This is a genomic window from Bacillus sp. DE0042 (genome assembly GCF_007680225.1).
GTDB classification, from domain to species: domain Bacteria; phylum Bacillota; class Bacilli; order Bacillales; family Bacillaceae_G; genus Bacillus_A; species Bacillus_A wiedmannii.
The window spans coordinates 525,020-539,381 of record NZ_VEJP01000001.1 but is presented as its reverse complement, the minus strand read 5'-3'; the positions used below and the strand labels follow the sequence as shown (position 1 = coordinate 539,381).

The following is a 14,362-nucleotide window of genomic DNA, read 5'->3' as shown; positions in this document are numbered from 1 at the left end:
CTTAGCCCCAGGGAAAGGGAGAAAAAGATAGGGTACTCCAAAAATCAACAATAGCTGTGTAACAGCCTGATTATAGTATAGACAAATTTAAAATTCCTAAACAGAACGATGAAAAAAATAGGATTAGGCTGTACCCACTTGGTTTTGATCTGCAAGGTCAGAATCAAACGTATTAGTCGCGCTCACGCCATTAAAAGTATTAACAACAAAACCAACGTTTGAAGCACCAGATCCATTATAAGCCTTCGTATTTTCTTTCGGAGAAACGTTGTAGAAATCACCTAAGTTAAATGAACCGTTACTATTTTGTACAACTAAATTCCCTACAACTGAGGGCATAGTTTTCACCCGCTTTACAATCATTTGTTAACACTACTATATGGTCTTATAGTCCAAATGGTTCATGTAACAAAAATTGTGGAATAGTAAAACGTTTGAAGTGTAGCTTAATCCCGTAATAAAAGTATGCTAAAATTAATGTAAGGTTGAGTAATTAATAATAACAATTGTATAATTAATATATACGAAATCAAAGGAGGCAAAATGTAATGAATAATGTTATAAAAAAAGTAGATTTAACAGATGCAAAATCAAGTAATCTTGTTGCGCTTATTTATAGCAATGAAGTTATTTTGGTTGAAGAAGCATTTTGTCCAAATGAAATAAAATTAAAGTTTAATGAAATTGCAATTTTATCGGCTATTAAAACAGCACATATAATGAAAGTAACTATCAGAAAAGAACTGGAAGCAATTTTTCATGACACTGGTGTTTTATTTGTGAAGCATAGTGTTGATTATGGTAACAGTCAATCTATCACTATGCATTTTGAACAATTCAAAAAGTTGCAAAATGAGATTGAGAATTTAAATAAAAATAGGTAATCAGACTAGATGAAGATTCTTTCATAGAGGTGAACTGTTCTATGATGAAAAATTGGTTTGAAATTTTTTCAGATGAATCTCACTGTAAGCATAAATGTGGGTTTATTAAGATGCAGGATAATGAAGATTTTAAAAGAAGTAATCTAGGTGTAGCTTTTATGTATCGGTGTGAGAAATGCGGGAAAGAGAAGCTGAAATATAAAAGTAATAACGAAATGAATAATGACTTTTTTGATATATAAGCAAGAGTAACTGTTATGGTTACTCTTTTTGCTTACATAAAAACTCCTACTAAAGTATGAAATGAGTTGATACTTTAGTAAATGGCTGAATGAAAAGGGAGAGTGTAAAATTTTATAAAGGAGGAGAAGTACATGCAACGAAACGAAACTGGAAAAATTGTAATGATTACAGGAGTGACGCAAGGATTAGGTCGTGCAATGGTTGATCGATTTCATGAATTGGGATGGAATATATATGGCTGTGGACGTTCAAAAGATAAAATTGAAGAATTGAAAAAATATTACGGTAATATACATGATTTTCAAATAATCGATGTTTCAGACTCCCAGCAAGTAAGTAATTGGGCGAATTATATACTTCATAGATATAGAGCACCTGATTTGTTAATAAATAATGCATCGATTGTTAATAAAAATGCGCCACTGTGGAAAGTAACAGCTCAAGAATTCGAAAATGTAATGAATGTAAACGTAAATGGTGTAGTAAATGTAATTAGGGCATTTGTCCCAGCGATGGTAGCTAGGAAAGAAGGAATGATTATTAATATGAGTTCTAGTTGGGGCCGAGAGGGAGAAGCTGAGCTGGCGCCATATTGTGCCTCAAAGTTTGCAATTGAAGGTATAACGAAATCTATGGCACTTGAATTGCCCTATGGCATGGCTGTTGTCGCTTTAGATCCAGGCGGTAGCATTAGCACTCCAATGCTGTATTCATGTGCACCACAGTATGTAAATGAATCACCCACACCTGAAATGTGGTCACGTAATGCGATTCAATATATATTAAATATAACAATAGATAAAAATGGATCTTCATTGACATGCCCAGAATGTATGTAAATATATTTTGAAGTGTATACGTATCTTTTAATTAGCATATTTTCAGTGATATACGCTTTGTCTAAAAAAAGTACCTTAAAGGTGCTTTTTTGTATGATTAACACATTTTAGAATGCACAAAATTACATATAGAAAATAAATATGAGATAAAGGATGTCATTTGTGTATGGCGAAAAAAGCACTAGAAAAATTCTAAATAGGTGATAAAAATGAATCCAAGCGGTTTAAAAGTGACAGGAGCATGGTTTCAAGTAGGAGGAAATCTTACTGCGGCTATTGGGACGACAAGAGGATTTATTGGAGAAGAGAAAGTTGAATCAGATCTTATAATTGTAGGAAGCTCATTACAAGCCCTCGGTTATATATTACAAATAATAGCGAGTAATGATACCGGAGATGAAGCTGAAAGAGAAAATCAAAATATGTGTTTGGAGAATAAAAGTGAAATGCTTGATAAAATGGGCATTGAATTATTAGCATTAGGGAATATATCAAATGTAATAGGAACATATTTTAATATAAATAAACAATTGAAAGAGAATGATTATCTCATAATTATCGGGAACAGTTTACAATCGATTGGTGCTTTTTTAGGAGTAGAAGCAGCTTTGCTTCAGATGAAAGCAATACAGAGAATTATAATACTAGGTAATTCTTTGCAAAGTTTAGGTGCTGGACTTCAGGCGTATCAAGGTATTATTAATGTATCGAAGAACGAAATAGAAAATGAAGACAGTATGGTTGATAAGAAGAATGAGAAGATAATAGCACTCATTGGTATTTGGATACAAGCAATAGGAACTATTATTTCTGCGTTTGGATTAACTATAATAGAGAAAGAAGAAAGATTAGAAAAAATAAAAATGTGAAAATACACATTTGATAAAGGAAGGGGGATTTCAATTTTACATACGTGGTAAGATTAAAGTAGTAGGTTTTTAGGCATTTGAATAGAATATATAAGAGTAGAAAAGTTTTTTATGCTTAATTGGAATGTATGAAATATAAAAATAATTGGTTTTGTGAGCGTATGATAAGAAGAGAGATAAAAAATACAAAACAAGGAGTTTTCAAGAGATGATGTATTTATTGGCAATTCTACTACCACCAGTAGCCGTATTATTTTGTGGAAAACCATTTCAAGCAATAATTAACTTCCTATTAACATTAATATTTTGGGTTCCAGGAGTTATACATGCGATATTAGTTGTACATGATAAAAAAGCAGACCGGAGATTAAAAAAACAAATTGAAGCATATGATGAAATGAATAAGAGGAATAGAAGATAGCTAAGTCGTGAAATGATTGTAAAAAGAAAGGGGGACTACCTCCTTTCTTTTTTTCATTCTGTTTAAGTTTAAATTTTAGTATAGCGGTAAGAATTTTTAATATAAGTATTGTGATAATTAGTTTTAGAGTGTGCGCTTAATAAACCGGTGTAAATGTTTTCAGGCACGTTAAAGAAATCATACATTCCATTCCTTAATTGAATGCGTAAAATCATAGAAAAAGGATTATAGCCAACAGCAACAATATTTTTAGAACTCACGGGAGATAGCTTCATCATTATGCAACTCCTCACTTTTCATTTTTAATAGTTTCTTGTAGATGTTGAGGTTGTGGTGTTGAAATCCTTATAATTAAAGAGGTATTATACTTATATACAATATATTAAATGTTCGTTATACGTAATGATAAGGAAGTTCACACGAAGTACATATCGTTGTGCTATTTTTATTTCACCTTTGATTTATAAATAAGAAAATATTGACCATTTGAAAAAAAGGTATATTATTTATACGAGGTATGAAAAATTCACTTTTTACATTCTATGCTTAAAGGGGCAGCATTATTAGGAAAAATAGAAGTGAAAATAGTTTTCATAAGAAGAACTCTAAAATTTATAATCTGTGAATTAGGAAAATATTGAATGCTCCAGGTCAATATACTTTCTTAATTAAATTCAGTTTAGAAAGTGACCTCAATATTTTTAAGTAAATCAACGGGAGAATTGAAAGGCAGGAGAAAGTAACATGTCAGAAAATTATCGTTCTCGAGAGGAGCGACGACAAGTTAAAAAGAAAAAACAGCCAGCTTCTAAAACACAAAAACCAAAAGGGAAAACATCGTTCTTTCGTAAGTTTTTAATTACTTGTTTATTACTTGGTATTGTTGGTTTAGTGGCGGGGGTTGCTACCTTCTTCGTAATGATTAAGGACGCACCAAAACTTGAGAAAGCAAAACTTGTTAATCCGTTATCCTCAAAAATTTATGATAAAAATGGCGATTTGGTATATGAATACGGGAAAGAAAAACGGACGAATGTTACGTATGATCAAATTCCTAAATTAGTAGAAAATGCATTTTTAGCAACTGAAGATGCACGTTTTTATGAGCATAGTGGAGTAGACTTTAAAGGTACTGCCCGTGCTGTGTTGGTGAGTCTTAAAGGAGATTACGGCTCACAAGGTGGAAGTACAATAACGCAACAGGTTATTAAAAACTACTTCTTATCGATGGAAAAAACATCAAAACGTAAAGTTCAGGAAATATATTTAGCGTATAAGCTAGAACAACAGTATTCAAAACATGAAATTTTAGAAATGTATTTAAATAAAATTAATTTAGGAAACCGTTCATATGGTATCGCAACAGCAGCACAAAACTACTATGGTAAAGAATTGAAAGATTTAACATTACCAGAAGTTGCGATGCTTGCAGGTTTACCGAAAGCACCAAATAACTATGATCCATCGAAACCAGAAAATGTTCAAAGGGCAACAGAAAGAAGAGATGTTGTACTAAAATTAATGAACCGACATGGTTATATTACAAAGGCAGAAATGGAAGAAGCATCAAAAGTACCAGTGGATAAAAATATTAAGAGTGCAGCTGAGCTACAAGCGATGCCATATCCTGCATTTATGGATGCAGTTGTGAAAGAAGTAGAAAAAGAATTGCCCGATGCTAATATTGGATCTGATGGTTTAGAAATTCATACAACTTTGGATCCAGATGCACAGAAATTAGCTGATAATATTTTAAATACAAATATCATTAATTATCCAAATGATAAATTCCAAGGTGCATTCACATTTATGGATACGAAAACAGGAGAGGTTCGTGCTATAGGTAGTGGACGCGGTGAAAATAAAGCAGTATTTAAAGGGCATAATATGGCAATTGAATTAGATCGTGCAGCTGGTTCGACGATGAAGCCAATCTTTGATTACGGTCCTGCAATTGAATACTTAAAATGGGCTACGTATCATCAAATTGATGACTCTCCATTTAAATATTCAACTGGACAAGAACTTCGAAATGCGGACAGAACTCATTTAGGCCCAATTACTATGCGTGAAGCGTTAAAAATGTCACGTAACGTTCCAGCAGTTAAAACTGCAAAAGAAGTAGGACTTAATAAATCAAAGGAATTCTCTGAGAAATTAGGTATTACATTTAATAAACCGCTGGCAGAATCAACAGCTATAGGTACAAACGAAGTATCACCAACTGAAATGGCGGGTGCTTATGCGACATTTGGAAATGGTGGAAAGTATGCAAAACCGCATTTTGTTAAGAAAATAGTTTATCCAGACGGCAAGTCACAAAGTTTTGAGCAAAAACCAAAACAAGTTATAGCTGACTCTACAGCATATATGATTACTGATATGCTTCGTTCAGTAGTGACATCAGGTACTGGTACAGCGGCAAATATAAGTTCTTTAGATGTAGCTGGAAAAACAGGTACAACAAACTATGCTTCAAAACAATTAGCTCAATATAAAATTCCAGAAAGTGCAACTCGTGATAGTTGGTTTGCAGGTTATACGCCGCAATATACGATGGCAGTATGGACTGGGTATATGAAAGATGGTAAAGAAGAGTATATTAGTAGTAAAAATACGAAAATTGCACAGTTGATCTTTAAAGAAATGATGAGCGAGATGGCTACAGATAAATCAAGATTTAAAATGCCAAGTAGTGTAATTCAAGAAGGTAGTGAGCTACGTATAAAAGGGGAAAAACGTGATTCTTCTCCAAATACGAGCGTACCGGATACAACGGAACAACCAAAACAAGATCAACAACAAAAAACTGAAGAAGAGAAAAAGCAAGAAGAATTAAAGAAACAAGAAGAACTTAAAAAACAAGAAGAACAGAAACAAGAAGAACTTAAGAAGCAAGAAGAACAAAAGAAACTAGAAGAGCAAAAGAAACAAGAAGAAGAAAAGAAACAAAATGAACAAAATAATGGAAATGGCCAAGGAACGACACCTCCAGCGAATAACGGAGGAGGCCAAGGAAATACAACACCTCCAGCGAATAATGGAGGAGGCCAAGGAAATACGACACCTCCAGCGAATAACGGAGGAGGCCAAGGAAATACAACACCTCCAGCGAATAATGGAGGAGGTCAAGGAAATACGACACCTCCAGCAAATAATGGGGGAGGTCAAGGAAATACAACTCCACCAGCGACCACACAACCAGAGACTGGCGGGAATGCAGGAGAAGCTCCTGCTAATAATGGGCAATAAGAAAATTTTATGAATAATATTAAAAAGCACTTAAGATTTGTAAACATTACAAATCTTAAGTGCTTTTTTCGTTTAAATGTTAAAAGTACCATAGAAATTTTGAAAATAAATGGAAGGAAAATGATAAAAAACTTGAGCCTGGGGTAGTGGAGGATAACTGTGACTTTGAAAGGTAGTACTACTTGGATGTGCGCCATGATGCCAAAATGAGGGAGTAACTTGACCTGGAATTTGATATTGTTGCCAAGTTGCAGGAAGTTCAATTCCTACATCGGAACTAGCTGTATGAACGGCTGGAACGTGTATCCCAGGAGTCGAAGGAACGACGGCTGTTACTCTTGAAGATACCCACATAACATAATCACTCCTAAGTTGTGATAATAAAGTAGTATATTCTTTTCACGCGTATAAAGGTACATATAGATAGGACTTTAGGCTAATGTATACTTATAAAGTTGTAAGACCAATTTATATTGATGGTGGACCATTTATTATAAAAAGTTACGTCTATTTACGGAGGGAAAAGGGACTAAGAAAATGTAAAATGGAGGTGTTAATTGCAAGAATATACGTGTTTATGGAGGAATTTTAATGGAACGATTATGGACGAAATCATTTATTCAAATGACTTTCGCAATGTTATTTTTATTTACAGGATTTTATTTACTTGTACCAACGCTCCCGCTCTTTATTAAAGAGATAGGCGGCAATGAATCACAAGTTGGACTTATGATGGGAATGTTTACAATAGCAGCAGTTGTAATACGACCGATTATCGGAGGAATGTTAGATCAATATGGGAGAAGATCTTTTATTATTTTCGGACTCGTCTTTTTTGGGATAACGATGTATTCTTATAATTTAGCATCGACTATTGTTCTTTTAGCTGTTTTACGGGTTATTCATGGGGTGACATGGGCTGTTTCTACAACAGCTGTTGGAACAGCGATAACTGATATTATTCCAGATTCACGCCGTGGTGAAGGTATGGGTTGGTACGGGATGGCTATGACAATTGCAATGGCAATCGGCCCAATGATTGGATTATCGGTTGTACAACATTATTCATTTCACGGCCTATTCTTGTTGGCAACTCTTTTATCCTTTATGGCAGTCCTATTATCGTTCATGACGAAAATGCCATTCACACCACAAAAAGAAAAAGGGAAAATGCAGTTGTTTGAAAAATCGGTTCTATCCATTACAATTGTAGTTTTCTTTTTATCATTTGCATATGGAGGAATTACGACGTTTTTACCGCTATTTGCATCTTCAATCGATGTGAATCCTGGGACATTCTTTCTTGTATATGCAGTTGCTTTAACGATTGTAAGACCAATTTCAGGAAAACTATTAGATAAGTATGGAGAAGTATTTATTATACTCCCGGCACTATGTATTACGATTATCGCGATAGTTGTATTAACGATTTCAAATAGTTTAATAGGGGTAGTTATCGCAGCTGCATTATACGGTGTTGGATTCGGTTCAGCACAGCCCGCATTACAAGCAGCGATGCTTACAATTGTTGATCCGAGTAAAAGAGGAGTTGCTAACGCTTCATTTTTTACTGCATTTGATTTAGGGATTGGACTTGGTGCGATTTTACTTGGAGTTATTTCGCAAATGTTTGGTTACCGTATTTTATTTGCAGGTAGTGCAATTTCAGGACTAATCGCTTTCATTATTTTTGTCATTTTTGTAAAACAGCGATTAGGTAAAAAAGAATTTGCGTAAACGGGAGTAACAAAGATGAAAATTTCAATTGAACTTAACGATTTACAATGGTTAAAGGATAACATAATAATAGTTCAATTCAGCCGGCCTATTCTTTAGGGATAGTTTCTGAGAAATCAGATGGGGAAATCGTGTCAGTTGAGAAAGAAGTCATTCTATTTTGGGAGATGTTTATAATCTTTGGTACTTTAAAAACTATCATTTAGTTAAATGTTACTATGAGGAAACGGAAGAAATTCAATTTAATTATGTGAAATAATAACTTTTTTAAAAATAAATAAGTTTTATATAAGAATTATATTGATGAGATAGTGAAATAAATATCATGTAGAAACGAGTTGTATATGTGTACAGCTCGTTTTTTTTATTTTCTTAAAAAAATTGGTTGAATGATATATTCTGTGGGATTTTCTGAGTCATCCTTATATTTTGTTTTAATAAGACACATAAAGAAGTCAGTCCTTTCTTTATAAAATGTGAAAATTATTTTTGAAAAATTGTATTGTTACATCGGTAAAAGTATAGGAAACTTATCATTATAAAATAAATTGAAATCTTCTAAAAACTCTGATACATTGAAATAGAAATGTAGTTTCACGATTTTGTAAAGGCTTACAGTTATGTGCACGAAGATCTATTAGGATTGGAGGAAATAATGATGAAAGCTGAAGAAAAATTTTCCCCGGGATTAGATGGTATAGTGGCAGCGGAGACGAAAATTTCGTTTCTTGACACAGTGAAAGGTGAAATTGTAATTCAAGGGTATGATTTAATCGAACTCTCAAAAACAAAAGAGTATTTAGATATTGTGCACCTTTTATTGGAAGAACATCTACCGAATGAGGATGAAAAAGCACAACTTGAAAAGAAATTAAAAGAAGAATACGCGGTACCAGAAGGTGTATTCAACGTATTAAAGGCATTACCGAAAGAAACGCACCCGATGGATGGATTGCGTACAGGTGTGTCCGCATTAGCTGGTTACGATAATGATATCGAAAACCGCTCGTTAGAAGTAAACAAAAGCCGCGGGTACAAATTATTGAGCAAAGTACCAAACATTGTAGCGAATAGCTATCATATTTTAAATAATGAAGAGCCAATCCAGCCTCTTCAAGAATTATCATATAGCGCGAATTTCTTCTACATGTTAACAGGTAAAAAACCAACTGAACTTGAGGAGAAGATCTTTGATCGTTCCCTTGTTTTATATAGTGAACATGAAATGCCAAACTCTACATTTACAGCGCGCGTTATTGCATCAACGCAATCGGACTTATATGGTGCTTTAACAGGGGCAGTTGCATCTTTAAAAGGTAGCTTACACGGTGGTGCGAACGAAGCGGTTATGTACATGCTGTTAGAAGCTGGTAATGTTGAGAAGTTTGAAGAGTTGTTACAGAAGAAATTATATAACAAAGAAAAAATTATGGGCTTTGGACATCGTGTGTACATGAAGAAGATGGATCCAAGAGCACTGATGATGAAGGAAGCTTTAAAGCAGTTATGTGATGTAAAAGGTGATTATACACTATATGAAATGTGTGAAGCTGGAGAAAAGATTATGGAGAAGGAAAAAGGAATTTATCCGAACCTTGATTATTATGCAGCTCCAGTATATTGGATGCTTGGTATTCCAATTCAACTTTACACACCAATCTTCTTTAGCTCTAGAACAGTGGGACTATGTGCGCACGTAATTGAGCAACATGCGAACAATCGATTGTTCCGTCCACGTGTAAATTATGTTGGCGAGCGACATGTACTTAGTAAATAAGAACAACTGGGGAGTTGTTAGCGCCGCCCGCTAGATGGGTGTTTGACCGACACCCATCATTAATAATAACGAATTTTCGACAGAAAGGGAAGAATAGTATGATTAAAACAAATGAAATTAAACAAAAAGATGCATTATTAGAAGAAATTGCGGATTATGTATTAAATAAAGAGGTAACTAGTGCAGAAGCATTCAGTACTGCTCGCTACGTATTACTTGATACACTTGGATGCGGAATTTTAGCACTACAATATCCAGAGTGTACGAAATTACTAGGACCAGTTGTACCAGGAACAATCGTACCAAATGGTACACGTGTACCAGGTACGTCATATGTGCTTGATCCAGTGAAAGGTGCATTTAATATCGGATGTATGATCCGTTGGTTAGACTATAACGATACTTGGCTTGCAGCAGAGTGGGGACATCCATCTGATAACTTAGGCGGAATTTTAGCAGTTGCAGATTATATTAGCCGTGTTCGTATTTCAGAAGGAAAAGAACCATTAAAAGTACGTGAAGTATTAGAAATGATGATTAAAGCACATGAAATTCAAGGTGTACTTGCTTTAGAAAATAGCTTAAACCGCGTCGGTCTTGACCACGTATTATACGTAAAAGTAGCAACAACTGCTGTAGTTGCAAAAATGCTCGGCGGAACACGTGAAGAAATCTTTAATGCATTATCACATGCATGGATTGATAATTCTAGTCTTCGTACATATCGTCATGCACCAAATACAGGCTCACGTAAATCATGGGCAGCAGGTGATGCAACAAGCCGCGGTGTTCATCTTGCAATGACTGCTCTAAAAGGTGAAATGGGTTATCCAACAGCATTATCTGCACCAGGTTGGGGATTCCAAGATGTATTATTTAATAAACAAGAATTAAAGTTAGCAAGACCATTAGAGTCTTATGTAATGGAAAATGTATTATTTAAAGTTTCATATCCAGCAGAATTCCATGCACAAACAGCTGCAGAGTGTGCTGTGAAATTACATCCAGAAATTAAAGAAAGATTAGATGAAATTGACCGTATTACAATTACAACTCATGAATCAGCAATTCGTATTATCGATAAAGAAGGTCCATTAAATAACCCAGCTGATCGTGATCATTGCTTACAATACATTACGGCAATCGGTTTATTAAAAGGAGATATCGTTGCGGATGATTATGAGGATGTAGTAGCAAATGATCCACGTGTAGATGAATTACGTAATAAGATGGTTGTTGTTGAAAACAAACAGTACAGTTTAGATTACCTTGACCCGAACAAGCGCTCAATCGCCAACGCTGTTCAAGTTCATTTCAAGGATGGCACTGTAACAGAAAATGTGGAATGTGAATATCCACTTGGTCACCGTTTCCGTAGAGACGAAGCAATTCCAAAAGTTGTTCAAAAGTTCACTGCAAATATGGCAGGTCATTATTCTAGTAAGCAACAAGAACAAATTCATGAAGTTTGTCTAAGTGAAGAAAAACTAGAAAATATGAATGTAAACGAATTTGTAGATCTATTCTTAAATTAATAATAGGGGGAATTTAGAATGGCTTGGGTTGTGAATAAACAGTCAACACAAGAGGAGCTTGCGAATCGCTTCCGAGCTTTAGTAGAAGCAAATGGGATTTTGCAAATTCCAGGTGCTCATGATGCAATGGCTGCTCTTGTTGCGAAAAATACAGGTTTTTCAGCTTTATATTTATCGGGAGCTGCTTATACTGCAAGTAAAGGGCTACCAGATTTAGGAATCGTGACGTCTACTGAAGTAGCAGAAAGAGCAAGAGATCTAGTAAGAGCTACAGATTTACCAGTTCTTGTTGATATTGATACAGGATTTGGCGGTGTATTAAACGTAGCGAGAACAGCAGTAGAAATGGTGGAAGCAAAAGTTGCGGCTGTTCAAATTGAAGATCAACAATTACCGAAGAAATGTGGACATTTAAATGGTAAGAAACTCGTTACTACAGAAGAATTAGTTCAAAAGATTAAAGCGATTAAAGAAGTTGCACCAAGCTTATATATTGTGGCACGTACAGATGCTCGCGGTGTAGAAGGCTTAGATGAAGCAATCGAAAGAGCGAACGCTTATGTAAAAGCAGGTGCAGATGCAATATTCCCTGAAGCGCTTCAATCAGAAGAAGAGTTCCGTCTATTTAATAGTAAAGTAAATGCCCCTTTACTTGCGAATATGACTGAGTTCGGGAAAACGCCGTATTATAGTGCAGAGGAATTTGCAAATATGGGCTTCCAAATAGTTATTTATCCTGTAACTTCACTTCGTGTTGCAGCGAAAGCATATGAGAATGTGTTTACTTTAATTAAGGAAACAGGTTCTCAAAAAGATGCACTTTCAAGTATGCAAACGAGAAGTGAGTTATATGAAACAATTTCATATCATGAGTTTGAAGAATTAGATACTGGAATTGCAAAAACAGTATTATCAGAGGATCAATAGATAAAACAACTAAGGCGATGAGAATACATCTTTGGCAAAACGAACTGCTTGATGTGACAATTCATCGCCTTCTGTTTTCAAAAATAAGAAATTCCACTCATCGTAGACGAGCATACGTAGTAGCAAGTAAGGCCGAAATGATAGGGGGATTCAGATGGAGAAAACGAAGTTACCGTGGGATGAATTTTTTTCACTTAATAAAGATGTGAATCATGCTTTCTTTACGCCAGAAGATTTTTCAGGAGATGAAGATTTAATCGCAAAAACGACAGAACAATTCGTTAAACAAGAAATTGTTCCACAAATAGAGAATATTGAACAACATAATTATAAAGTTTCTCGTCAATTATTTGAGAAAGCTGGAGAACTTGGATTATTAAGTATCGAAGTCCCAGAAGAGTACGGCGGATTTGAGTTAGGAAAGGCAGTTTCAGGGCTTGTAGCAGAAAAAATGGGATATGCTGGTGCATTTAGCGTTTCCTTTAATATACACGCTGGTGTAGGTACATTGCCTTACATATATTACGGAACGAAAGAACAAAAAGAAAAATATTTGCCGAAAATTGCGTCTGGAGAATGGATTGGGGCTTATGCTTTAACTGAGCCAAATGCTGGTTCTGATGCTTTAAGTGCAAAAACGAGTGCAGTATTAAATGAAGATGGTACTGCTTGGAAGTTAAATGGTGAGAAGCAGTGGATTACAAATGCTCATATGGCAGATGTATACGTTGTTTTTGCGAAGACAAATAAAGGAATGACAGCGTTTATTGTCGAAAGAACATGTGAAGGTGTATCCATTGGACTAGAAGAAAAGAAAATGGGGATTAAAGGTTCTTCAACGGCTACTCTAATTTTAGAAGATGTTGTCATCCCTGCTGAAAATGTTTTAGGGGAAGTTGGCAAAGGGCATCACGTAGCTCTTAATATTCTTAACTTCGCTAGACTAAAGCTGGCTTTTGGAAATATTGGAACGGCAAAACAAGCAATTGGTCTGTCGGTACAATATGGAAAAGAGCGAAAACAGTTCCAAACGGAATTAGTAGATTTTACGATGATTCAAGAGAAAATTGCAAATATGATCATTGCTACATATGGAGCAGAAAGTGCAGCCTACCGTACAGCAGGTGTAATTGATGAAGCAATTCATGAGAGTGATGAAGATCTTATGAAGAAAATGTCTCAATTTGCAATTGAATGTGCACTTAATAAAGTAAATGCTTCTGAAACACTTGGTCATATCGTAGATGAAGCTGTACAAATTCATGGTGGTTACGGTTATATGCAAGAGTACGAGGTAGAACGATTATATCGTGACGCTAGAATTAGTCGTATTTTTGAAGGAACGAACGAAATTAATAGATTAACAGTTGCTAAAATGTTAATGAAGCAAATGGAAAAAATTGAAGATACTGAAGTAGAAGTTGATGTAGCAAATGTTGAAAGAAACCATCGTTACATTTTATTAGCGAAAAAATTGTTGAAACAATCTTTGAAAACGCTCTCTAAAACTCCAGGGTTAAAAATTGACCAAGAACAAGAATATTCACGTGTATTATCAAATATGTTAACGGACGTGTACGTCATGGAATCAGCATTTTTACGTACGAGTAAAGCAATTAGTAAAAATGGTGAAGAGAAAGAGCGTACGAAACAAATGATAACTGACGTTATTTGTGAAGAAGGCTATCGTAAAGTAGAAGAAGCAGCGATTTCTATACTTTCAGCGGCTGTCACAGAAGAACAAGATAGACACGTAATTCTAGCTGAAATTCGTCAATTATTAGTGCCTTTATACACGAACGTGTTTACGAAAAAGAGAGAAATTGCGAAAGCTATTATAAATCGCGGAAAGTATATTGTGTAAATAGGAGGAAAGCG

Annotated in this window: 14 protein-coding genes and 1 pseudogene; 12 read left to right on the top strand and 3 right to left on the bottom strand. The window is 34.9% G+C overall.

Annotated elements, in window-relative coordinates; genetic code table 11:
- Window positions 1-123: 123 nt before the first annotated feature.
- Window positions 124-339, bottom strand: a complete 216-nt coding sequence (gerPF, locus tag FS802_RS02440) for a spore germination protein GerPF (RefSeq protein ID WP_001141565.1) — start codon at window positions 337-339, stop codon at window positions 124-126.
- 209 nt (window positions 340-548) lie between these two features.
- Between gerPF and FS802_RS02435 the strand changes: the two genes are divergently transcribed.
- From FS802_RS02435 to FS802_RS02415, 5 genes are all read left to right on the top strand, one after another.
- A complete protein-coding gene (locus FS802_RS02435) occupies window positions 549-884 on the top strand; it encodes a hypothetical protein (RefSeq protein WP_001066871.1) in 336 nt (111 codons plus the stop codon).
- A 41-nt stretch (window positions 885-925) separates the two neighbouring features.
- The gene (locus FS802_RS02430) at window positions 926-1,126 is read left to right on the top strand and encodes a hypothetical protein (protein WP_000977406.1); all 201 of its coding nucleotides are present in this window, start codon (window positions 926-928) and stop codon (window positions 1,124-1,126) included.
- A 132-nt stretch (window positions 1,127-1,258) separates the two neighbouring features.
- Window positions 1,259-1,966: an SDR family oxidoreductase gene (locus tag FS802_RS02425; RefSeq protein ID WP_098708002.1), complete on the top strand. Its 708-nt coding sequence runs from the start codon at window positions 1,259-1,261 to the stop codon at window positions 1,964-1,966.
- Window positions 1,967-2,175: 209 nt separating this feature from the next.
- Window positions 2,176-2,835, top strand: coding sequence for a DUF6944 family repetitive protein (locus FS802_RS02420; RefSeq protein WP_098654719.1), 660 nt, complete (start codon window positions 2,176-2,178; stop codon window positions 2,833-2,835).
- A 208-nt stretch (window positions 2,836-3,043) separates the two neighbouring features.
- Window positions 3,044-3,256, top strand: a complete 213-nt coding sequence (locus FS802_RS02415; RefSeq protein WP_000990228.1) for a YqaE/Pmp3 family membrane protein — start codon at window positions 3,044-3,046, stop codon at window positions 3,254-3,256.
- Between the two features lie 68 nt (window positions 3,257-3,324).
- Here the strand turns inward: FS802_RS02415 and FS802_RS02410 are convergent, their stop codons facing one another.
- Window positions 3,325-3,534 (bottom strand): KTSC domain-containing protein, encoded by a 210-nt coding sequence (locus tag FS802_RS02410; protein WP_000977084.1) that lies wholly within the window; start codon window positions 3,532-3,534, stop codon window positions 3,325-3,327.
- Between the two features lie 466 nt (window positions 3,535-4,000).
- On the opposite strand from FS802_RS02410, the gene FS802_RS02405 reads away from it, so the two are divergent.
- Entirely contained in the window at window positions 4,001-6,508 is a 2,508-nt protein-coding gene (locus tag FS802_RS02405) for a PBP1A family penicillin-binding protein (RefSeq protein ID WP_098654720.1), read from the top strand.
- A gap of 72 nt (window positions 6,509-6,580) precedes the next feature.
- Here the strand turns inward: FS802_RS02405 and FS802_RS02400 are convergent, their stop codons facing one another.
- Window positions 6,581-6,862: a hypothetical protein gene (locus FS802_RS02400; protein WP_000270180.1), complete on the bottom strand. Its 282-nt coding sequence runs from the start codon at window positions 6,860-6,862 to the stop codon at window positions 6,581-6,583.
- A 237-nt stretch (window positions 6,863-7,099) separates the two neighbouring features.
- Between FS802_RS02400 and FS802_RS02395 the strand changes: the two genes are divergently transcribed.
- The 6 genes and pseudogenes from FS802_RS02395 (at window position 7,100) to FS802_RS02370 (ending at window position 14,348) form a co-directional block, all read left to right on the top strand.
- Window positions 7,100-8,245, top strand: coding sequence for an MFS transporter (locus FS802_RS02395; protein WP_098654721.1), 1,146 nt, complete (start codon window positions 7,100-7,102; stop codon window positions 8,243-8,245).
- Between the two features lie 68 nt (window positions 8,246-8,313).
- Window positions 8,314-8,504: pseudogene (locus tag FS802_RS02390) on the top strand (hypothetical protein); the annotation flags it as partial.
- Between the two features lie 396 nt (window positions 8,505-8,900).
- Window positions 8,901-10,022 carry a citrate synthase gene (gene mmgD / locus FS802_RS02385; RefSeq protein WP_141541596.1) on the top strand — a complete coding sequence of 374 codons (1,122 nt, stop codon included), beginning with the start codon at window positions 8,901-8,903 and terminating at the stop codon, window positions 10,020-10,022.
- A 98-nt stretch (window positions 10,023-10,120) separates the two neighbouring features.
- Window positions 10,121-11,557: a 2-methylcitrate dehydratase gene (prpD, locus tag FS802_RS02380; RefSeq protein ID WP_098654722.1), complete on the top strand. Its 1,437-nt coding sequence runs from the start codon at window positions 10,121-10,123 to the stop codon at window positions 11,555-11,557.
- An 18-nt stretch (window positions 11,558-11,575) separates the two neighbouring features.
- A complete protein-coding gene (gene prpB, locus FS802_RS02375) occupies window positions 11,576-12,484 on the top strand; it encodes a methylisocitrate lyase (RefSeq protein ID WP_098654723.1) in 909 nt (302 codons plus the stop codon).
- A 154-nt stretch (window positions 12,485-12,638) separates the two neighbouring features.
- Window positions 12,639-14,348: an acyl-CoA dehydrogenase family protein gene (locus tag FS802_RS02370; protein WP_000416018.1), complete on the top strand. Its 1,710-nt coding sequence runs from the start codon at window positions 12,639-12,641 to the stop codon at window positions 14,346-14,348.
- Window positions 14,349-14,362: the final 14 nt, after the last annotated feature.

Excerpts from the sequence above, each read along its gene's own strand:
- prpB (WP_098654723.1), top strand. The coding sequence starts at position 11,576 with ATGGCTTGGGTTGTGAATAAACAGTCAACACAAGAGGAGCTTGCGAAT.
- FS802_RS02400 (WP_000270180.1), bottom strand. The coding sequence starts at position 6,862 with ATGTGGGTATCTTCAAGAGTAACAGCCGTCGTTCCTTCGACTCCTGGG.
- FS802_RS02430 (WP_000977406.1), top strand. The coding sequence starts at position 926 with ATGATGAAAAATTGGTTTGAAATTTTTTCAGATGAATCTCACTGTAAG.
- FS802_RS02405 (WP_098654720.1), top strand. The coding sequence starts at position 4,001 with ATGTCAGAAAATTATCGTTCTCGAGAGGAGCGACGACAAGTTAAAAAG.
- FS802_RS02435 (WP_001066871.1), top strand. The coding sequence starts at position 549 with ATGAATAATGTTATAAAAAAAGTAGATTTAACAGATGCAAAATCAAGT.
- FS802_RS02425 (WP_098708002.1), top strand. The coding sequence starts at position 1,259 with ATGCAACGAAACGAAACTGGAAAAATTGTAATGATTACAGGAGTGACG.
- FS802_RS02415 (WP_000990228.1), top strand. The coding sequence starts at position 3,044 with ATGATGTATTTATTGGCAATTCTACTACCACCAGTAGCCGTATTATTT.
- FS802_RS02420 (WP_098654719.1), top strand. The coding sequence starts at position 2,176 with ATGAATCCAAGCGGTTTAAAAGTGACAGGAGCATGGTTTCAAGTAGGA.
- prpD (WP_098654722.1), top strand. The coding sequence starts at position 10,121 with ATGATTAAAACAAATGAAATTAAACAAAAAGATGCATTATTAGAAGAA.
- mmgD (WP_141541596.1), top strand. The coding sequence starts at position 8,901 with ATGATGAAAGCTGAAGAAAAATTTTCCCCGGGATTAGATGGTATAGTG.
- FS802_RS02410 (WP_000977084.1), bottom strand. The coding sequence starts at position 3,534 with ATGATGAAGCTATCTCCCGTGAGTTCTAAAAATATTGTTGCTGTTGGC.
- FS802_RS02370 (WP_000416018.1), top strand. The coding sequence starts at position 12,639 with ATGGAGAAAACGAAGTTACCGTGGGATGAATTTTTTTCACTTAATAAA.
- gerPF (WP_001141565.1), bottom strand. The coding sequence starts at position 339 with ATGCCCTCAGTTGTAGGGAATTTAGTTGTACAAAATAGTAACGGTTCA.
- FS802_RS02395 (WP_098654721.1), top strand. The coding sequence starts at position 7,100 with ATGGAACGATTATGGACGAAATCATTTATTCAAATGACTTTCGCAATG.